This is a genomic window from Ochrobactrum teleogrylli (genome assembly GCF_006376685.1).
Classification (GTDB): domain Bacteria; phylum Pseudomonadota; class Alphaproteobacteria; order Rhizobiales; family Rhizobiaceae; genus Brucella; species Brucella teleogrylli.
Genome location: NZ_VEWL01000010.1, coordinates 112968 through 134206, shown reverse-complemented (window position 1 = coordinate 134206; position 21239 = coordinate 112968). Strand labels below are relative to the sequence as shown.

Below are 21239 nucleotides of genomic sequence, written 5' to 3'. Positions count from 1 at the left end.
AATGACTCCGGTTCATGCACCCGTGGCGCGTGATAACGAAGGGAAGAGACAATTGAAAGAACTAATTGCCGACACTGATGCTGCGGGCAAAAGATTGGACCAGTGGCTGGCCGCAGCATTAGGGCCGGAACTCTCCCGCAGTCGCGTTCAGTCCCTGATTGCCGACGGTCATGTGACCATCGACGGCGAACCTGCTCGTGAAACCAAGCAGAAGCTACGCGAAGGCATGAAGATTGCCATCGTGCTGCCCGAGCCTGAACCTGCCGAACCGCAAGGCGAGAACATTCCCCTCGATATTCTTTACGAGGACGATGATCTCATCGTGATCAACAAGCCTGCTGGCCTTGTCGTTCACCCTGGCAACGGCAACTGGACGGGAACGCTTGTCAATGCCCTTATATATCATTGTGGCGATAGCTTGTCCGGCATAGGCGGAATCCGCCGTCCGGGCATTGTTCATCGTCTCGACAAGGATACGAGCGGCGTCATGGTGGTGGCCAAGAACGACCGTTCGCACCGGCATTTGAGCGAACAATTTGCCGACCATGGCCGCACCGGCGATCTGGAGCGCGCTTATCTCGCCCTCGTCTGGGGCATGACCGAGCGCCCGCAAGGCGTCATCGATGCGCATCTCGGGCGCTCGCATCGCGACCGCACGAAGCAGGCCGTGGTGAATGAGGAGCGCGAAGATGCGCGCCACGCTGTCACCCATTATGCGACGGTGGAAAAATTCGGCCCCCGCGAGGATGCCACAGCTTTGGCGTCTCTGGTGGAATGCCGTCTTGAAACCGGTCGCACACACCAAATTCGCGTGCATATGGCCCATATCGGTCATCCGCTGGTCGGCGACATGGATTATGGCAGCGCCTATAAAACCAAAGCGAACAAGCTGCCGGAACCGCTGAAGGAAGCTGTAAACGGCTTTCACAGACAGGCGCTCCACGCCTGGCTTCTGGCCTTCACGCATCCCGCAACCGATGAGTTGATGCGTTTTGAAGCGCCCGTGCCCGAAGATATGGAGCACCTACTGGAAAATTTCCGCGCGCACTCCATATAATACTGTCAGATCTTCCGGTTCTCCCCTGCCTCGGGTCGCATGTAAACATGGCTTCTGAAGAGCATGGGTAGGACCGAACCATTGTCGTTCCGGGTGCAGTTACTTCGAAAACTGCGCCTGGATCATCGGGAACAGTCCGATCCGCTGTGCTTTACAAACGCTTTCTGCAACTTTTCACGCAGATCAGCGTTCACATTGCAGTGACAGATTGTTTCATGAGTTAAAGGATCGTGTTTTCGCCAAAATCATGCCTATATATGGAGGCTCGCGTGAGGGAAGTGCAGGAGGCAGCCCCCGCGACAGGTTCGCCAAATGGGAACCTGAAATTATAAAGGAGGGTGCTCTATGGCCCAAATGAATCTCCCGAGCATTACGTCCGGTGACGGCGGCCTTACCCGTTATCTGGAAGAAATCCGCCGTTTTCCGATGCTTGAGCCGCAGGAAGAATATATGCTGGCCAAGCGTTATCATGAACATACGGATCCGAAAGCCGCTCACAAGCTGGTGACGAGCCATCTGCGTCTCGTGGCGAAGATTGCCATGGGCTATCGCGGTTATGGCCTGCCGATCGGCGAAGTCATTTCCGAAGGCAATGTCGGCCTGATGCAGGCCGTCAAGCGTTTCGAGCCGGAACGCGGGTTCCGTCTTGCCACCTATGCCATGTGGTGGATCAAGGCTTCGATCCAGGAATATATCCTGCGTTCGTGGAGCCTTGTGAAGATGGGCACGACCGCCAACCAGAAGCGTCTGTTCTTCAATCTGCGCAAGATGAAGAGCAAGATTCAGGCGCTCGACGATGGCGATCTCCGCCCGGATCAGGTCAAGCAAATCGCGACCAAGCTGAATGTCAGTGAAGACGAAGTGGTTTCCATGAACCGCCGTCTGTCGGGTGACGCCTCGCTCAATGCGCCGCTCCGTGCAAGCGAAGGTGAATCCGGCGAATGGCAGGACTGGCTGGTCGATGACAGCAACAGCCAGGAACAGGTTCTGATCGAACAGGACGAGCTGGAAAACCGCCGCTCGATGCTTGAACAGGCCATGGACACGCTGAATGATCGCGAGCGTCGTATCTTCGAAGCCCGCCGTCTTTCCGACGATCCGATGACGCTGGAAGACCTGTCCAGCGAGTTCGGTATCAGCCGCGAGCGCGTGCGCCAGATCGAAGTGCGCGCCTTTGAAAAGGTGCAGGCTGCCGTCAAGGCTGCCGCATTCAAGCAGCAAAAGGCGCTGAACCACGTCGAGGAAGCGCACGCATAAAGGCTTAAACCTTAAGCACTTTTTTCTGCCGCAGGATGCGTGAAGCGCCCTGCGGCAGATTTGTTTATGGGCACGGCTATTCTGCCGCCTCCCCGGTTTCCAGCTCAAAACCCTCATCGATCCAGCCGGTTATCCCGCCAGCCATGAGCTTGACCGGCCTGCCGAGATCGGCGAGCCGCAAGGCGCCACGCGCCGCACCATTGCAATGCGGTCCCGCGCAATAGGTGACAAACACTGTCTCTTCCGGCCATTTTGCCATTTTCGAGCCGATGATCTTGCCGTGCGGCAGATTGATCGCGCCCGGCACATGCCCTTTTGCAAACTGGCTTGGGCTGCGCACATCGAGAAGCACAAAATCGGCCCCCTTCGAAAGCGCATCATGCACATCCCAGCAATCCGTCTCGAAAGCGAATTGCGCTGCAAAATGGTCGCGCGCCAAAGCGCTTGGCGCGGCTTCAATGGCTGTCACGGCGGATTTGGCCGGGGTCTTCAACGCAATGGTCATGGCGATCTCCTGTTGTGATGTTCGCCATTCTTTTCGCCTGAACATCATCGCGCTTGCAATTGGCGCGATTGACAATATACGTAAAGATCATGACAAAACAGACGCCCCAAACCGCCGGCCCGCTGGTCGTCGCCCTTCTTTACGATGGACTCTGCACGTTCGAATTCGGCATCGTGGCAGAAATCTTCGGTCTGCCCCGCCCGGAAATGGGGCCGGACTGGTATCGCTTTGCCAGCTGCCCGATTGAGGATGGCCCATTGCGCGCGCATGGCGGTTTCGTCATCACCCCGGACCATGGGCCGGAACTGATCGATGAGGCTGACATCATCATCGTTCCGGGCTGGAAAGGCGCCGATATTCCCGTGCCCGAAGCGATCTGCCAAAGACTGCGGCGCGCGCACCGGCGCGGCGCACGGCTGGCTTCGATCTGTTCCGGCGCATTTGTTCTGGCAGCGACAGGTCTGCTTGATGGAGGTGAGGCCACGACCCATTGGCGCTATGCGGAGGCCCTGCGCGCCAGACACCCTGACATTGCGGTCGATGACGCATCGCTCTATCGCGAGCATGATCGTATTTTGACCTCTGCGGGTAGTGCCGCGGGAATAGACCTGCTGATCGAAATCGTGCGGCAGGACTTTGGGCCGGTGGCGGCCAATTCCGTCGCCCGCCGTCTGGTCATGCCAGCGCACCGCACCGGCGGACAAGCGCAGTTTCTCGAAAGGCCGGTCGCCAAACGCGAAGGCGCCGAAATCAGCCCCCTCCTCGATCGGATCAGAAGCAATCTCGGCTCGGAATGGACCATCGAACGAATGGCCAGCGAGAGCCGCATGAGCGCCCGCACTTTTCTGCGGCGTTTTGCGGAAGCGACCGCGACCACGCCCGGCGAATGGCTGGTTGCCGAACGGGTGACGACCGCCAAGCAACTGCTCTGCCAGACCCCGGCCAGTGTGGACGATATCGCCGCTTCCGTGGGCTTTGGCAGCGCCTACACGCTGCGCCACCATTTCCGACAGAAGATCGGCATCAGCCCGGCGGAATATCGCAGACGCTTTCTCGCGGAACCGTCATCCAACCGCAATAAAAGCTTCAAATAACTGCAATGGTAGCCCTTTAGGCACAAAGTGTGTTTCACCGATGCCTAAAGGACATCCCATGAAAAAGCTCCTGCTCGCCGCAGCTCTTGCGCTGACCGCTGCTACTGCCGCATCTGCTTCCGACTATGTTTCCTATCTCGACTATCCGCAGAAGGAACAGGATGGGAAGGAATTCTTCACGGCCATCGAAATTCCACAGGGCAGCTTCACCAAATACGAAATCGACGACAAGACCGGTCATATCGTCGTTGACCGCTACCAGTCGATGCCGGTCATCTATCCGGCCAATTATGGCTCGATCACCAGCACGCTGGCCGGCGACGGCGATCCGCTCGATGCGCTGGTCTACACGCGCGAGCCGATCGTCCCAGGTGCCATCATCAAGGTTCGCCCGATCGGCGTCCTGAAGATGATCGATGGCGGCGAAAAGGACGACAAGATCGTCGCCGTTCCGGCTTCCGATATCGATCCGACCTACGACAACATCAAGGAAGTCGCCGACCTGCCGAAGATTGAGCAGCAGCGTCTGGAAGCTTTCTTCCGCGTCTACAAGCAGCTGCCGGAAGGCCGCAAGGTCGTGGAACTGGGTGGCTTTGATACCGCTGAAACAGCACAGAATGAAGTTGCCGCAGCCATCAAGGCTTTCACGGAAAAGAACAAGAAATAACGCAGAGATTTCTGCAAACAAAAAGGCCGCTCGCGCGGCCTTTTTTCATTGCAATAACGGTGCTTTAGTTAGCGCCCAGAACGTCGGTGAAGGCTTTCTCGCCCGGAACGCCCTTTTCAAGGCTGATCAGCGCACGGCGACCGTTACGATAGGAAACCGGAATATCGATCCATTGCAAACGGCGCATCAGCGACAGGTTGGTATCCTGTGCCGTGCGGGCATCATTGAGCCAGATGATAAAGAAATTATCCGCAATCTTGGACGGAACCGCGATCAGCGGGTTACCCGCTGCCTGCTCTGTATCCTTGAAGGTGATGCGCTGAACATTGTCGATCACGCCGCCGGTGAAGCCATCGGGAACGGTGAACACCATCTCGATCAAATGGCTGGCGGGGATGGACTGATCCGTATTCTTGCGGATCGTCATTTTCAGCTGAAGATTGCTCGTCGGCATCGTCACCGTGCCACGGACCGCCGGTTCTTCCGGCTGACCGTCACCGGGACTTTCCTGAATGACCGACCAGACGACATTGCCCTTTTCCACAGAACCGGATTCGGTGCCGCCACGCTCTTCATAAAGCAGCGCCTGCTGACCGACGGCCACAGCCTGCTGCGAGGCCGGTGGCTGCTCGCCCGGTGTCGCCTGCGAGCCAGACGGCGTTGATGCTGCCGTGGATTTGCCTTCGCCGAGACCCGGCGCGCCGCCAGCGGGACCTTCATCGGTTTCGCTGCCATCCGGCATCAAACGCTGGGTGAGCTTCTGCTCGCCAGCCGGTGGCTGAGCCTGATGTTCCGGCGGTAGCGTGGTTTGTTGATCTGCCGTGTGGTTCTCGGCGGGAGGCGGCGTCGTCGTGCCCGCGTCGCCGCTGGCAGGCGTGGACGGCGCATCGTTGCGACCGAGGCTCGATGCGAGTTCCTGAATCTTGTCTTTGTTGGTCCAGACGCCGTAACCCGCGACGCCCAGAACGAGCAGAGCGACGAGACCGGCAATCAGCCCCTTATAGGAGCGCTTTTCCTTGACGGCGCTGCGCTCGATATATTCGCTGCGGCGCGCCTGCGCCTTTTCCTTGGCGCGGTCGATCTTCCAGTCGCCGCTGCGATCCGCGCTGAACGACGCATCTTCGTCCGGTTCCGACACATGGTCGTGACGCTCCGCAGCTGGTGCGGCAGAAAAAGCGGCGTCGTCATCGTCGTCATGGTGAGCGCGTGTGGCGCTTACGCCCTGATTCGCTTCCTGCAGAAAATCTTCGAGCGCATCATTGACCGGATCGGGTGCCGCCGCAGCCGCCGGCGGCGCATAAAAGGCTTCGACTTCGGCAATCGCATCTTCAAGAATATTGCGCTGGCGTACCGCCACAGCCTGCGAGGCATTTGCCGTCACAAGCTTCTGCTCGATCGTCGCGCGCGCCTTCGCGTAAACGCGCTGGCGTAATTCAGGCGATTTGTCCGCCTGCGCATCGATCGTCTTTTTCAGTACAGCTACAAAATCCGCCATTCCGTCTTACCCGGTTTATCGCCCGTTCAGATACCACAAGCACTGGATGCAATTAAATGTCCCAATAATCACAATAATCAAGGGAAAGCAAAGTGTCTGGCAGTAATTAAGCGAAGCTTTTCAAAACGATGAGGCGAAATAGCGGCAGATTTGACGAAGCTTCGGGCATTTTCTGGCCAATCTGAACCACCGGACACCACTGCAATGCTCAAAAACTGAAAACCCGAAGCAGTTTATGCAAAACTGCTTCGGGTTGATCAATACGCCACCTTGAAATGATCAATCCTGGAAAGGATCGGTGACGAGGATGGTGTCCTCGCGTTCCGGGCTGGTGGACAGCATGGCCACCGGAGCGCCGATCAGTTCTTCGATATGGCGAACATATTTCACGGCCTGCGCCGGAAGATCGTTCCACGAACGGGCGCCTGCGGTCGTTTCCGACCAGCCCGGCAGCGTTTCATAGATCGGCTTGACGCGAGCCTGCGCGCCCATGGAGGACGGCAGATAGTCGATGCGCTTGCCGTCGAGTTCGTAGGCAACGCAGATCTTGATTTCGTCCAGACCATCAAGAACGTCGAGCTTGGTCAGCGCGATGCCGGTAATGCCGGAAGTGCGAACCGTCTGACGCACGATCACGGCATCGAACCAACCGCAGCGGCGCTTGCGGCCCGTCACCACGCCGAATTCATGGCCCTTGGTGCCAAGGAATTCGCCGATTTCGTCGTGGAGTTCCGTCGGGAACGGACCTTCGCCAACGCGGGTCGTGTAAGCCTTGGTGATGCCCAACACATAGCCGATAGCCGTCGGGCCGAGACCCGAACCGGCAGCAGCCTGACCGGCAACGGTGTTCGACGAGGTCACGAACGGATAGGTGCCGTGGTCGTTGTCGAGCAGAGCGCCCTGCGCACCTTCGAACAGGATACGGTCACCTGCCTTGCGGCGCTCGTCGAGCACGCGCCAGACCTGATCGATATAAGGCAGGATTTCATCGGCAACCGAGGTCAGTTCCTTGAGGATCGTCTCAACGGCGATTTCCTCAAGGCCCATGCCGCGACGCAGCAGATTGTGGTGCGACAGCAGGCGCTCGACCTTGGGCTCCAGCGTTTCCGGCTCGGCCAGATCGATGACACGGATGGCGCGGCGGCCGACCTTGTCTTCGTAGGCAGGGCCGATACCGCGCTTGGTGGTGCCGATCTTGAGACCCGAATTGGAGCCTTCGCGCATGGCGTCGAGGTCGCGGTGGATCGACAGAATGAGCGGCGCGTTTTCGGCAATGCGCAGAACGTCGGGAGAAATCTCGATGCCCTGTGCGCGCAGCTTCGCGACTTCAGAGACGAAATGGTGCGGATCGACGACGACGCCGTTGCCGATGACGCTGAGCTTGCCGCGCACCAGACCCGATGGCAGCAGCGAAAGCTTGTAGCTGACGCCATCGATAACAAGCGTATGACCGGCATTGTGACCGCCCTGATAGCGCACGATGACGTCGGCGCGTTCGGACAGCCAGTCCACGATCTTACCCTTGCCCTCGTCGCCCCATTGCGACCCGACGACAACCACATTTGCCATTTAAGAAAACTCCTCGGTCGGCATGAAGCATTTCCAGCAAAAGTGTGAAGCGGTTTTGCGTTCGGAAATGCGTAAAACTAACTATTGGCCTTTAACAACCCAAGGATCGCAAGCTTCCCCGAAAGGTTCACGGGGTGCTGATCCCTCGTCTCTATACAGACTGAATCCCGCTTGCGCGACTCTTTCGTGCAAAAAAATCACGATTTTTGCGAGCACGGTGGACAGAAGAGGCGCTTAGGTCGCTTGAGATTCCGTTTATGACGAGGCGAAAATGGTGGGATTGGAGAACCGGAGCGGAATGTACTTTTGGGTACATGAGCACCGGAAGCGAAAAATCACGCCATTTGCAGACCGTCAGAAGCGGAATATCTGCGAGCTAGCCTGCGCGAACCATATAGACGGCATCATCAGAGTAGCTTTTCAGCTTTTCTTCCAGTGCTGGCAGGTCGCGGGAGACGAAGCCCTTCTTTTCCCAGAAACCTTCGGAGTTATTCACGGCCACCAATGACATGGTGAAAAAGCCGTCTGTTTCGGCCTGGGCGGCCATCAGTTCCAGCACGCGCGTGGCGGCACCGGCGGAGCGGGCGGCGGGCAAAAGCGCAATATCGTGGATATAGTAGGTGCTGGTGTCTTCCGGCAGTTCGCCGAGAACCGAATTCAGCGCGGGCACCGTATCGAGTTTCCATGGATGGCTGATGCCATAACCCAGTATGTCATTGTCACGGGCATAGACGAAGCAACCCGCCGGATAGAGCTTGAAGCGGTCCCGGAAGACCGCTTCATCCTCGAAAAAGTCGAGATGGACCACATTGGCTACCACAGTCACGCGCTCGATATCCTGCTCGTGCATGCGCCGCCATTCCGGCTGTGCCATCTCTTCAGTCATGTTTTCAAACTTCTCCGACGTTGAACTCAAGCGGTGTTGCCGCTCTGATTGCCTCCTGAGCTATCAGTTCGTCAAGTGCTGCCTGCGGAATCTGTTCATCCACATAGAGCATGGCAATGGCGTCGCCACCGGGATGATCGCGTCCAAGCGAGAAATTTGCGATATTGATATTGTGCTTGCCGCAGATCGTGCCGAGCAGGCCGATCATGCCCGGAACGTCCTTGTTGGTGACGTAGAGCATGTGCGGACCGACCTCGGCATCGAGGTTGATTCCCTTGATCTGGATGAAGCGCGGCTTGCCATCCGAGAAGCAGGTTCCGGCGATGGAGCGCTCGCGCAGCGTCGTGCGGACGGTCAGCTTGATATAGCCGTCGAAAATGCCGGACTTGTCGCGCTTCACTTCCGAAACGATGATGCCGCGCTCCTTCACCATGATCGGCGCCGAAACCATGTTGACATCGGCGACCTGCGGGCGAATGAGACCGGCCAGAGCCGCACTCAGCAAAGCGCGGGTGTTCATGGCGGAGGTGGAACCGTCGAACAGCACTTCCACTTCCTCAATCGGCTCGTCGGTCACCTGACCGACAAAAGCGCCGAGAACTTCCGCCAGCTTGACGAAAGGCCGCAAGCGCGGCGCTTCTTCCGCCGTGATCGACGGCATGTTGATGGCGTTGGAAACCGCACCCTTGGTGAGATAGTCCGACATTTGTTCGGCCACCTGAAGCGCGACATTTTCCTGCGCTTCCGAGGTCGAAGCCCCCAGATGCGGCGTGCAGACGACATTCGGCAGGGTGAAAAGCTCATTCTCCGTCGCAGGCTCGGTTTCGTAAACATCGATACCGGCACCGGCCACGTGACCGGACTTCAATGCGGCAATGAGGTCCTTTTCAACGATCAGACCACCGCGCGCGCAATTGATGATACGGACGCCCGGCTTGGTTTTGGCAAGGCTTTCCGCATTGATGAGATTGCGGGTCTTGTCGGTGAGTGGCGTGTGCAGCGTGATGAAATCGGCGCGGGCGAGCAATTCGTCCAGCTCGACCTTTTCGACGCCCAGTTCCTGCGCACGGGCTTCCGACAAAAACGGATCGAAAGCCACCACATGCATCTTGAGGCCAATGCCGCGCGTGGCGACAATCGAACCGATATTGCCGCAACCGACGACTCCGAGCGTCTTGCCGGTGATTTCCACGCCCATGAAGCGGTTCTTCTCCCACTTGCCGGCGCGGGTGGAAGTGTCGGCTTCCGGCAACTGACGCGCCACGGCGAACATCAGCGCAATGGCATGTTCCGCTGTGGTGATCGAATTGCCGAAAGGCGTATTCATCACGATGATACCGCGACGCGAAGCAGCCGGGATATCAACATTGTCCACGCCGATACCGGCGCGACCGACAACCTTGAGATTTTTAGCAGCGGCGATCAGCTTTTCCGTGACCTTCGTGGCCGAACGAATTGCCAGACCGTCATACTGGCCTATAACTTCGAGGAGCTTTTCCTTATCCTTGCCGAGATCGGGCAAGTAATCGACTTCAACACCGCGATCCTTGAAAATCTGGACGGCAGTGGGCGAAAGCTTATCGGATACGAGAACGCGAGGTGCCATTGGGGCCTCCTTCAAACAATTCCTGACCAAGCATTTCAAACCGTGAGCTTGCAGATAGGCACCGCATTGGGCTCATGCGAAATGCTGCAAATATTTTGGGAATGCGAGCCGTGGCCCAACGACTGGCCACGGCTTAACAGGAACGCGCCTCAGGCAGCAGCCTTGAGTGCAGCTTTCTGCGCTTCAAAAGCCCAGTCGAGCCAATGGGTCAGCGCTTCCAGATCTGACGTCTCAACCGTCGCACCGGCCCAGATACGCAGGCCCGAAGGCGCATCGCGATAAGCGCCGATGTCAAAGGCAACGCCTTCCTTTTCCAGCGCCGTAACCATGCCCTTGGCGAAAGCAGCCTGAGCTTCGGCAGAAAGTGCGGTCACTTCCGGATCGACGATGGTCAGGCAAACGGAGGTGTTGGAACGGTTTTCCGGCTTCGCGGCCAGATTGGCGATCCATGGCGTCTTGGCCACGAAAGCATCCAGAACGGCAAAATTGCTGTCGGCTCGTCCGACCAGACCATCAAGGCCGCCAATCGACTTCGCCCAGTTAAGCGCGTCGAGATAGTCTTCCACGCAGAGCATGGACGGCGTGTTGATGGTTTCGCCGACGAAGATGCCTTCGATCAGCTTGCCGCCGGAAGTCATGCGGAAAATCTTGGGCAGCGGCCATGCAGGCTTGTAGCTTTCCAGACGTTCCACGGCGCGGGGGCTGAGGATCAGCATGCCATGTGCGCCCTCGCCGCCCAGAACCTTCTGCCAGGAGAAGGTCACGACGTCGAGCTTCGCGAAATCCAGACGCTGCGCGAAAGCCGCAGAGGTGGCATCACAGAAGGTCAGACCCTTGCGATCGGCCGGGATGAAATCGGCGTTCGGTACGCGCGCGCCCGACGTTGTGCCGTTCCAGGTGAAGACGACATCGCGGTCGAAATCGACCTGCGAAAAATCGACAATCTCGCCGTAAGGCGCCACAAAAGTGCGCACATCTTCGAGCTTGAGCTGCTTGGTCACATCCGTAACCCAGCCCGCGCCGAAGCTTTCCCACGCGACCATATCGACGCCACGCGCGCCGAGCATGGACCACAGCGCCATTTCCACAGCGCCGGTATCGGATGCCGGAACGATGCCGATGCGGTAATCGGCAGGCACCTGCAGGATTTCGCGGGTAAGGTCGATGGCGTCCTTCAGCTTGGTCTTGCCGATTTTCGCGCGATGCGAACGGCCAAGAGCGGCATCGACCAGCGCATCGAGCGACCAGCCGGGACGTTTTGCACAGGGACCGGATGAAAAATTAGGGTTAGCCGGGCGAACTACCGGCTTCGCAATCGTCGTCATGTTGTTTCTATCCTCTCAGATAGCACGCGTCTCGGTGGGGAGACGTGGCCCACTGATGGGAATAGCGGAAAGCGCATTTTTCCACAACGGGGCTTTTCAGGAATATTTTGCTCTTAACTGCCGCACGATATCAAAATTCGTAGAACAGTGTGGTCGCAACAAAAAAGGGCCCGCAAGGGCCCTGTTTCCAGTCTGCTTTCAATCGCACTGACTACCAGGTCGTGAAACGGATACCGGCGCGCAACTGATGCGACTTGATATCCTGATCGCTGATTGTGATGCCATTGCCACTGACGACATCACCGCTGCTGATGACGCCGTAACGATAGCCGAGATCGAGCTTGATGTTCGAGGCAACATCGATGCCGACACCAGCCATCAGCGCCCAGGCGAACCGATAGTCATCGTCGGACTTCAGATCGCCAACGCCAGTATCGAATGTATAGCGCACATTGGCGAAGCCAAGTCCCCCGCCGAGATAAGGCGTGAAGCCCGCGAAATTGCCGAGGTCCACATAGGCGTTGGCCATCATGTCCCAGATACGGGCTTCGGCGGGAAAATCTTCCATATCCTGCTTGGAATAGCTGCCCGTCACGTCGGCGCGCAGATAATCAGTGAACTGATAACCGATACCGACCGAAGGCACGAAATTCTTATCCAGATCGAAGCTTTCGGAAATGCTGTTCCCGAACTGATCGCGGGCCGAAAGGCCGGTTTTGGAAGAGATATTGTAACCGAGATCGCCGCGCAAATACCAGCCGGAGCCGACTTCAACCGGCTGCGCTTCGACAATTGGCTCATAGCCGACGGCATCGAGATCGGCCGCCGAGGCAACGGATACAACGCTGAAACCCGCCAGAACAATGGCCGACAGATCGAGAGCACGCCACTTCGCAAACATGATGAGAACCCCGCTCATAAGAATTATCTCAATTATGAACACCTATGGTTAACGCCCGATAAAAATTGGGGGGTCATTCAAGCGAAGCCGCAAAGAAAAAGGCCCGGTTTCCCGGGCCCTCAACAATCAGATATCTCTGTGTTCGCTTACTTGTAGACGGGGCCGTCCACAATGGTCGAAACCTGCTGTGGTGCGTAAGGCGCATTCGATCCACCGAACATGTAGCGCAGGCCAACGCGGAAGTCATGAATGTCCATGCCCTTGTCGTAACCGTCGCCAATATACCGGTTGCCTTCAAACATCTTGCCGCCATTGATATGGCGATAGCGATAACCGGCATCGAGCTTGAGGTTCTGCGTCAGATCGACGGAAGCACCCGCCATGAGCGCATAGGTGAAGCGCCAGTTGGCTGTGCCTTCCATGGTGCCGCCATAGCGCACATCGTCCAGATCGCTCCATCTGACGCGCGTTCCACCGATACCGGCGCCGACATAAGGCGTGAAGCCGCTGAAGTTGCCGAGATCGACATAGGCATTAGCCAGGATCGATAGCGCCGAGAAATGGGCGCGTTCATCGGAAGCGCAATTCAGATCGCCGTTGCAGGCTTCACCGAATGTGTTGCCTTCGAACTTAGCACGGGTCATGTAATCGACCGTCAGATCGGTGCGGAAGTAATCCGTCAGCTGGTAGCCGACGCCGCCGCCGATCAGGAACGAACCTTTCAGGTCGCCGTAGAGTGTGTTGCTGCCGAATGTCCGATCAACGCCGCATGTCGCGCAATTGTCGATCGTTGAGTAATCCGCATCCTTGAATTTCGGCTTGGAATAGCCGAGATCGCCGCGCAGATACCAGCCGCCGACGGCAGGCGGCGCTACAACAACTTCCGGAACCACCGGCGGTTCGATCATATCGGCCGCCAAAGCGCCCGTAGCCATCATGGCGACAGATGCAGCCAAGCCGCCGAAAAGAGTTTTCACAAGACCGTTCATCATCTGCCCCATTGAAATATCATGACGCCAGAGCGTCATCCTCGCTTTCTGTAGGGAACATAATTTTGAAAGGTTAATTACAACTTAACCTTGTTTTTTAACGATCCTTTTTAATAAATCTTAGACGTAGCTAAAATAAAAACGGCGCGTAGAGACGCGCCGTTTCAATCATTCAAATTTTTATTATTAAGTTAAGCCGCGTTGCCCACCGACGAGATGACATCGACAATATCGTTGACCACTTTCTCAACCAGAACGCGATCATCGCCTTCGGCCATCACGCGGATCAGTGGTTCGGTCCCCGATGGGCGGATCACGAGGCGGCCCTGCACGCCAAGACGCTCGCGCGCTTCATCGATGGCGTGTTTTACATTCTTATTTTCCAGCGGCTTGCCACCGGCAGTGCGCACATTCTTGAGCAATTGCGGCACGGGTTCAAACTTGCGGCAGATGTCGCTGAGCGGCTTTTCCGCTTCCTGCATGACAGCCAATATCTGCAAGGCGGAGATCAGTCCGTCCCCGGTCGTCGCGAAATCCGACAGGACGATGTGGCCGGACTGTTCGCCACCCACATTGAAGCCATGTTCGCGCATATGCTCGACCACATAGCGGTCGCCCACCTTGGTGCGGGCGAGCGTCAGATTGTGATCGGTCAGGAAACGCTCCAGTCCGAGATTGGACATGATGGTCGCGACAATGCCGCCGCCGGTCAGCCGGTCGCTATTGGCCCATGATTCGGCAATCACCGCCATCAGCTGGTCACCGTCGATTACCGATCCGGTTTCATCGACGAGCAGCACGCGATCCGCGTCGCCATCCAGCGCAATGCCGACATCGGCGCGCAGTTCCTGCACCTTCTTCATCAGGCCGATCGGATGGGTCGAACCGCAATCCTCGTTAATATTGATGCCGTTCGGCTCGTCATTGATAGTGATGACTTCCGCGCCAAGCTCCCAGAGCGCTGCCGGAGCCACCTTATAGCCAGCACCGTTGGCGCAATCGATCACCACACGCAGGCCGTTGAGCGCGATGTTGCGCGGCATGGTGCGCTTGGCAAATTCGATATAGCGATAGATGTCGCCGTCGACGCGCTTGGCCTTGCCGATGGCCCCATGGCTTGCCAGCAGCGACGACAGATCGCCCTCGATCAACTTTTCGATCTGAAGCTCGATCTCGTCTGACAGCTTGAAGCCATCGGGACCGAACAGCTTGATGCCGTTGTCGTAATAGGGATTGTGCGAAGCCGAAATCATCACGCCGATATCTGCGCGCAGCGAACGGCAGAGCATGGCGACAGCCGGTGTCGGGATCGGCCCCAGCAGGAACACATCCATGCCCGCCGCCGTGAAACCGGCAACCAGTGCGTTTTCCAGCATATAGCCCGAACGGCGCGTATCCTTGCCAATCACCACCCGCGAAACCTGACCCGAACGGCGGAAAATATGGCCCACCGCCATGCCGACCTTCATGGCCACATCAGGCGTCATGGGGAAACTGTTCGCCTGTCCGCGAATGCCGTCAGTTCCGAAGTATTTCCGTGTCATATGTTTAGCCTTGCGTTGAGCCACTTCGCCATCCCGGCGCCGTCGATATATGCCGCTCCTTTCAACCGGAGCGCAATAGTCGCGCAGGCCCGCAACTCTGACGGCGAATTTCTGGGTTAATATCCTAAAATGCCTGTTCTATGCAATTTCGTCTTTGGCAGCGTCCAAAGCGATGCCGGTCGCTAAAGTTGTATCCCTCAAAAGATGATGCACCGAAATCGTTAACCGAGCCTTTGCAGGGCTTGGCAGCTGTCTTGGAGATATAATCAAAAAGAAAGCCGGGCGAAACCCGGCTTTCTTTGTCTGTTTGCCATAAGCAACTTATTGCGGCTGCGGCTCCATGCCGGGTTCATTCCCCGGTTCGCCGCTGCTCTTGCGCTTGCGCGGGCTACCCGCCTTCGGAACACCGGAACCGCGCGACGGCGTATCATTGCCCTGATCGCGCGACGGCTTGTTGCCCGCGATCAGTTCCTTGATCTCGTCGCCCGACAGCGTTTCATATTCCAGAAGACCCTCGGCGAGCGCGATCCAGTCCTTCTTTTTCTTGGTCAGGATGCGGGTCGCTTCGGCATAGGCCTCGTCGATCAGGCGACGCACTTCGGCATCGATGATCTGCGCGGTTTCTTCCGAAATATTCTGCGTGCGCGAGACCGAGTGACCGAGGAAGACTTCTTCCTGATTGTCACCGTAAGCCACACGACCGAGCTTGTCGGAGTAACCCCACTGGGTGACCATGGACCGGGCGAGCTTGGTTGCCTGCTGAATATCGGAGGAAGCACCAGACGTGATATTTTCCTTGCCGAATTTCAGCTCTTCTGCCACGCGACCGCCCATCATGATGGCAAGACGCGACACCATCCAGGTATAGGTGGCCGAATAACGGTCGCCTTCCGGAAGCTGCATGACCATGCCCAGCGCACGACCGCGCGGAATGATGGTCGCCTTATGGACAGGATCAGCGGCAGGCACGTTGAGCGCCACGATGGCGTGACCTGCCTCGTGATAGGCCGTGTTGGCCTTTTCTTCCGGCGTCATGGCGGAGCGGCGTTCCGCACCCATCATGATCTTGTCCTTGGCGTCTTCGAATTCCTGCATGGTGACGAGACGCTTGTTGCGGCGCGCTGCCATCAGGGCGGCTTCGTTGACGAGGTTCATCAGATCCGCGCCGGAGAAGCCCGGCGTACCGCGTGCGACGACCTTGAGATCGACATTGGGTGCCAGCGGCACGTTGCGCACGTGCACCTTGAGGATCTGTTCGCGGCCGACGATATCCGGGTTCGGCACCACGACCTGACGGTCGAAACGGCCCGGACGCAGCAATGCCGGGTCAAGAACGTCCGGACGGTTGGTCGCGGCAATCAGAATGATCGATTCGTTGGCTTCGAAACCGTCCATCTCGACCAGCAACTGGTTGAGGGTCTGTTCGCGTTCGTCATTACCGCCGCCGAGACCGGCGCCACGATGACGACCGACAGCGTCGATTTCGTCGATGAAGATGATGCAAGGCGCATTCTTCTTGGCCTGTTCGAACATGTCGCGGACGCGGCTTGCGCCAACACCGACGAACATTTCAACGAAGTCCGAACCGGAAATGGTGAAGAACGGCACATTGGCTTCGCCCGCAACCGAGCGGGCCAGAAGGGTCTTACCGGTTCCCGGAGGGCCAACGAGCAGCACGCCACGCGGAATCTTGCCGCCAAGACGCTGGAACTTCTGCGGATCGCGCAGGAATTCGACGATTTCTTCAAGGTCCTGCTTGGCTTCGTCGACGCCAGCCACATCCTGGAAGGTGACGCGGCCATGCGCTTCGGTCAAAAGCTTCGCCTTCGACTTGCCGAAGCCCATCGCACCGCGCGAGCCACCCTGCATCTGGCGCATGAAGAAAATCCACACGCCAAGGATCAGGATCATCGGCAGCCACGACAGGAGAATGCCAATCAGCGAACTGGAGCCGTCGCTTTCGGGACGGGCAGTGATCGCAACATCCTTGCTTTCAAGCCGCGCGACGAGGCCCGTATCGCCAGGCGAATAGGTCTGGAACGTCGAGCCATTGTCGGCAAAGGTGCCGGTAATGCGCTCGCCGGTAATCGTGACCGATTTCACCCGACCATTGGATACGTCGTCAATAAATTGCGAATAGGAAACTTCACGGGAATTCGTGCGCTGACCAGGGCTCTGGAACAGGTTGAACAGCGCGATCAAAAGAAGAGCAATGATCGCCCAGAGGGCGAAGTTGCGATAGTTCGGATTCATATCGGGTCCAATCGATACCACGGCCGTTCCGCAACCGCGGAACGATGTTTCGATCTAACATAGGATCGAAGGAAGGCGTTGCCAAGGCGCGTATCACGCCGCATGGGAGATTCTTCCCACTCTGGTTTATAAAAATTAGGAGTTTAGCGAAGTTTGACGGCCAATCCGCTTCTCGATCGCCTGGGCAAGTGCAAAATCATATCCCGGCAACACATGATCGAACAAAGCGAAATGCCGCTCCATACGAACTTCCGCCGGGAGATTCTGCCCCGGAAGGAACGGCAGAGAGACAATCTTTCCATCCACATAGACCGCGGGCAGCACCAGAAGCGCTTCGCGCCATCGCGTATTTGTTTCTGAAGGATTTTCCGGGAGGGACACTGGAGAATCGGTCAGAAAATCGATCAGCGCCTGTCGTCCCGGCGCGGCGATTTCAAAATCGCGGTCGCCTGTATTGAAAAAGCGGAAGCGCCCATCCCAGATGCAACTACCCCCGGCGGGCAACGGCACGGACGGCAAATTGCGCCGCTCGCGGCGAAAGCGATGCGGCTGCCCTTTGGCTCCCCGCTCGATCAACGCGCCAAAAATGGTCAATCTTTCGTGTTTTTGGCTTTCGTGTTCGCCCAACAGGATGCGTTCAATACGCACCCGCTCGGCGTCGCCCGGCAGGAAACGCCGCCCGCCAGCCAGGGAAGCCACGAGGCCGGAAAAGAGCCGCCGCACGGTTTCGGGCAAGGAGGCATAAATGGCCGGGTTGATTTCCATCCGGTCGCTAACATCCACATGCAAACTCGCGGGATCAGCCATGGCCGCAACGAGAGCGGCGTTGTCGCGCTTGCGCGCCGCGCTGGCCAAAGCCACTTGCGCCAGAACGATCTGCGGATCGGCATCAGCGGCAGCGCCCTGGCGAACACGCGGGCGCTCGTAATCCGTATTGGCATTGCTCGGATCATCGACCCAGCGGAGACCTTTCGCCGTCAGTTCGTCCCGCAATGCCTGCCGCGAAACGGAAAGCAACGGTCGGATCAGTTCGACAGACCCTTCCAGCCACGATTGAGCGGCCATGGCGGCAAGCCCCCTCGCCTCCGCATGGTGGCTGCGCTCCTTGCGCATCAGGAAAGTCTCGATCTGGTCATCCTGCGTATGGCCCGTCACGATCACACCCGCGCCCGCTTCATGCGCCGCCTGCACCAGAAGCCGGTAGCGCGCGCTGCGCGCGGCTGCGGCCAGCCCCTGCGTCGGCTTGGGATCGTCCCATGCCAGAATGCGGTGCGCGATACCGTGTTCACGGCACAGCACCCCGACATTTTCAGCCTCTTCGGCTGATTCGGGACGCAAGCGATGATCAACAGTCACCGCCAGCAATGCCGGGCAGTGAACCAGTGTCGCCAAATAATCCTTAAGCAGGAACAGCATTGCCAGCGAATCGCTGCCACCGGAAACGGCCGCAATAACAGTCTTTGCCTGATCCAGATGAAAAGATTTAAAAATATCAGTCGGGGAAAGCCCCACGAAACAACTCCGCAATCAGCACTTTACGCGTGTGCGTTCTTCGGCAACGCGCTTCAAAATGGCGGGAGCCGCTTTGGGATAACGTTGCGGAATCTGCTCGAAAGTCGCGCAGGCAACGTCGTGATTGTCCATTTTCTCAAGCGTCATGCCGAGCTTGAACATGTTTTCCGGCGCACGGCGGGAATCGGGATAGTCGCGCTGCGTGTCGATGAACACGGTCGCGGCTTCCGGATAACGCCCCTGACCGTAAAGCGATTCTCCCAGCCAGAAGCGCGCTTCCGCCGTCTGTGGATCAGCCGGATAGCGCTTCACATGCTGGCGGAAACCCGATTCGGCAGCTTTGTAGTCACCCGACATCAGATACTGATACGACGCCTGATAGAGCGTGTTCGGATTATCGCCCATTGGCAGCGAAGCAACCGCCGTGCCGTCCTGCGCGCCGCCATTCCCAGCGGAACTCTGGCCAGCAGGCAGACCGCCCTGTTCGACGGGGCGTGGTGTAGCACTCAACGAATCGCCGATTACATTGCCACTGGAATCGAACCGGATAGACCCCAATGTCTGGGGCGGCTCGCCGCGCTGGGGGCCGCCCTGCGCCATCGCGCCCGAACCGGTTGTACCAGTAGCAAGAGAATCGGCGCCGACTGCGCCCGATTGTGCGGTCTGCGGTGCATCCAGAGCTGGTGTCCGGTCCGAAATCGAACCATCCTGACCGGCACTTGCGGAAACCCCGGCATCAGGGTTTCCGGCGGCACCGCTGCTGGCGAGAGCGCTACCATCGCTGGAACCGCCGCCATTGCCCAACCGCTCACCGGTTTCGGCGCGCTTGCCCGTTTCAAGAAACTGGAAGCGCTGCTCATATTCTTCCTGCATTTTCTGCATCTGATCCTGCATTTCGAGGATCTGGAAGTTCATGGCCTCAGCGCGCATGCCCAGCGTATCGGCCATGCTGACCGCATCGCCTCCGCCCTGCGCACAAAGATCGGCGCCCGGGGCCGGTGCGGCTGCAGCCGACTGACCCGCCACACTCGAAGCCGGTGAGGTGATGCCGTTCTTCTTTTCGAGTTCCTCGAACCGGAATTCGTTGTCTTCCTGCGTTTTTTGCAGCTGATTGTCGGTGAAGGCGATCTGCGCGTCCACATCCTCAATCTTGCCGGTCAGGTTACGCACCAGTTCCTGCAACATGCCGGGGCTCTGGTAGCCGCCATTCTGTGCGGATGCACCGCCGCCACGCATGGCGTCATCGAGAATAGCGGTCGAGCCAACGCTGACGCGATTCTGTCCGCCGCCCTTGCCCTTTTCGAGCGCCTGAAAACGGGCTTCGTTATCGCGATGGATTTTCACGATTCTGTCGCGGAGCTGCAGGATCTTGCTGTAGGATTGCGCGTTCTGATGCGCGAGATTGCACACCTGCTGCGAATACTGGTTTGCACCCGGATCGCCAGTCTGCGCCAAAACCGGAGCACTCGCCAAAAGCGGCAGCATGGCGATTGCCAGTGTCACTTTCCTCATTGTTGTCCTCATTCCCTATTGCCCCTGCGAGTTTACAATGAACAGGATGATCGAGTGCCGCGCCTGAATGCTTGCTGAACACGCCATACCGCACGGCCAGTTCCGCTTTTAGAGCAAATCCGCGAAAAGCAAAGATGCTTTCCCTGATCTCGGTTCACTATGACAGGCGTGACTTCGGCCAAAGTTTGTCGAAATGCCTCATCAATTGGCATGAAAACAAAAAAAGCGGCCCGAAGGCCGCTTTTCCTGCAACGCTGTTGTGCGTTTGCAAATTTTAGCTGCCGGCACCGTTGAGAACGGTGACTGCGCGGCGGTTCTGCGACCAGCACGAGTCGGCATCGCAAACTGCGACCGGACGTTCGTTACCATAAGAGATGGTGCGCATACGGTTGGTCGGCACGCCACGCGAAGCGAGGAAGTCGCGGGTGGCGGCAGCGCGACGCTGGCCGAGAGCGAGGTTGTATTCGCGCGTGCCGCGTTCGTCAGCATGACCTTCGACGGTGATCGAATATTGCGGGTAACGCTGCAGCCACTGGGCCTGCTTCGAAAGCGTCTGCTGTGCGTCTCCGCGGATCAGCGACGAGTCGAGATCGAAGAAGATGCGGTCGCCGACATTGACCGTGAAGTCCTGCGCCGAGCCGGGCGTTGCCGCGCCTGCACCGCCGAGGCCGAGATCACCGGCATTGTTCGGGAGATTCTTCTTGGATGCGCAACCGGCGACGGCGAGCGACATGAATAGGGCAATAGCGATCGGGCTACGTGCAATCGACTGGATGCGGCGCATGGGCCGAGGCTCCTTAAGATTTGATGTTCCTGCGTAACCAACCAATAATCATATCGAGGTTAATGCAGGCTCAAGAAGTATGGTTAATATTGTCTTGAGACCAAATGCAACCGGCGTTTCCGACTGCAATTCTGCTTTCAGGCCTTGATGGCAAAATGCGGCAGAAACAGGGCTTTTGGGGCGGATTATGGCAATCGCCTTAAATGTAGGCCAAAAACATCGCATATCGCGCGATAAGGACCAATGAAAAAGGCGCGGAACCAAAATCCCGCGCCTTAATCTT

17 protein-coding genes are annotated in these 21239 nt (G+C 57.9%); 4 read left to right on the top strand and 13 right to left on the bottom strand.

Features of this window, described 5'->3' with window-relative positions:
* Window position 1: 1 nt before the first annotated feature.
* Window positions 2–1057, top strand: a complete 1056-nt coding sequence (locus FIC94_RS15980; protein WP_180917999.1) for an RluA family pseudouridine synthase — start codon at window positions 2–4, stop codon at window positions 1055–1057.
* A 345-nt stretch (window positions 1058–1402) separates the two neighbouring features.
* A complete protein-coding gene (gene rpoH, locus FIC94_RS15975; RefSeq protein ID WP_109369733.1) occupies window positions 1403–2314 on the top strand; it encodes an RNA polymerase sigma factor RpoH in 912 nt (303 codons plus the stop codon).
* A gap of 76 nt (window positions 2315–2390) precedes the next feature.
* Here rpoH and FIC94_RS15970 read toward each other — a convergent pair whose 3' ends face one another.
* Window positions 2391–2819: a rhodanese-like domain-containing protein gene (locus tag FIC94_RS15970; protein WP_121538544.1), complete on the bottom strand. Its 429-nt coding sequence runs from the start codon at window positions 2817–2819 to the stop codon at window positions 2391–2393.
* A gap of 89 nt (window positions 2820–2908) precedes the next feature.
* On the opposite strand from FIC94_RS15970, the gene ftrA reads away from it, so the two are divergent.
* A complete protein-coding gene (gene ftrA / locus FIC94_RS15965) occupies window positions 2909–3913 on the top strand; it encodes a transcriptional regulator FtrA (protein WP_121538546.1) in 1005 nt (334 codons plus the stop codon).
* A 58-nt stretch (window positions 3914–3971) separates the two neighbouring features.
* Entirely contained in the window at window positions 3972–4580 is a 609-nt protein-coding gene (locus tag FIC94_RS15960) for an inorganic diphosphatase (RefSeq protein WP_140025506.1), read from the top strand.
* Between the two features lie 64 nt (window positions 4581–4644).
* Here the strand turns inward: FIC94_RS15960 and FIC94_RS15955 are convergent, their stop codons facing one another.
* The 12 genes from FIC94_RS15955 to pal form a co-directional block, all read right to left on the bottom strand.
* Entirely contained in the window at window positions 4645–6075 is a 1431-nt protein-coding gene (locus tag FIC94_RS15955; protein WP_140025505.1) for a transcriptional regulator, read from the bottom strand.
* A 279-nt stretch (window positions 6076–6354) separates the two neighbouring features.
* The gene (locus FIC94_RS15950) at window positions 6355–7644 is read right to left on the bottom strand and encodes an adenylosuccinate synthase (RefSeq protein WP_109369738.1); all 1290 of its coding nucleotides are present in this window, start codon (window positions 7642–7644) and stop codon (window positions 6355–6357) included.
* A gap of 376 nt (window positions 7645–8020) precedes the next feature.
* Window positions 8021–8530, bottom strand: coding sequence for a GNAT family N-acetyltransferase (locus FIC94_RS15945; protein WP_121538552.1), 510 nt, complete (start codon window positions 8528–8530; stop codon window positions 8021–8023).
* Window positions 8531–8534: 4 nt separating this feature from the next.
* The gene (gene serA / locus FIC94_RS15940) at window positions 8535–10136 is read right to left on the bottom strand and encodes a phosphoglycerate dehydrogenase (protein WP_121538554.1); all 1602 of its coding nucleotides are present in this window, start codon (window positions 10134–10136) and stop codon (window positions 8535–8537) included.
* A 149-nt stretch (window positions 10137–10285) separates the two neighbouring features.
* On the bottom strand, window positions 10286–11461 hold the full coding sequence (locus FIC94_RS15935) for a phosphoserine transaminase (protein ID WP_140025504.1): 1176 nt from the start codon (window positions 11459–11461) through the stop codon (window positions 10286–10288).
* A 211-nt stretch (window positions 11462–11672) separates the two neighbouring features.
* Window positions 11673–12380, bottom strand: coding sequence for an outer membrane protein (locus FIC94_RS15930; RefSeq protein ID WP_235892027.1), 708 nt, complete (start codon window positions 12378–12380; stop codon window positions 11673–11675).
* 128 nt (window positions 12381–12508) lie between these two features.
* Complete coding sequence (locus FIC94_RS15925; RefSeq protein ID WP_140025553.1) at window positions 12509–13351, bottom strand: outer membrane protein; 843 nt, start codon at window positions 13349–13351, stop codon at window positions 12509–12511.
* A 191-nt stretch (window positions 13352–13542) separates the two neighbouring features.
* Complete coding sequence (glmM, locus tag FIC94_RS15920; protein ID WP_121538558.1) at window positions 13543–14895, bottom strand: phosphoglucosamine mutase; 1353 nt, start codon at window positions 14893–14895, stop codon at window positions 13543–13545.
* A 321-nt stretch (window positions 14896–15216) separates the two neighbouring features.
* Window positions 15217–17148: an ATP-dependent zinc metalloprotease FtsH gene (ftsH, locus tag FIC94_RS15915; protein WP_109369742.1), complete on the bottom strand. Its 1932-nt coding sequence runs from the start codon at window positions 17146–17148 to the stop codon at window positions 15217–15219.
* A 135-nt stretch (window positions 17149–17283) separates the two neighbouring features.
* Window positions 17284–18660, bottom strand: coding sequence for a tRNA lysidine(34) synthetase TilS (tilS, locus tag FIC94_RS15910; RefSeq protein ID WP_140025503.1), 1377 nt, complete (start codon window positions 18658–18660; stop codon window positions 17284–17286).
* A gap of 15 nt (window positions 18661–18675) precedes the next feature.
* Window positions 18676–20184 (bottom strand): tol-pal system protein YbgF, encoded by a 1509-nt coding sequence (gene ybgF, locus FIC94_RS15905; protein WP_140025502.1) that lies wholly within the window; start codon window positions 20182–20184, stop codon window positions 18676–18678.
* A 262-nt stretch (window positions 20185–20446) separates the two neighbouring features.
* Window positions 20447–20956: a peptidoglycan-associated lipoprotein Pal gene (pal, locus tag FIC94_RS15900; RefSeq protein WP_078339475.1), complete on the bottom strand. Its 510-nt coding sequence runs from the start codon at window positions 20954–20956 to the stop codon at window positions 20447–20449.
* Window positions 20957–21239: the final 283 nt, after the last annotated feature.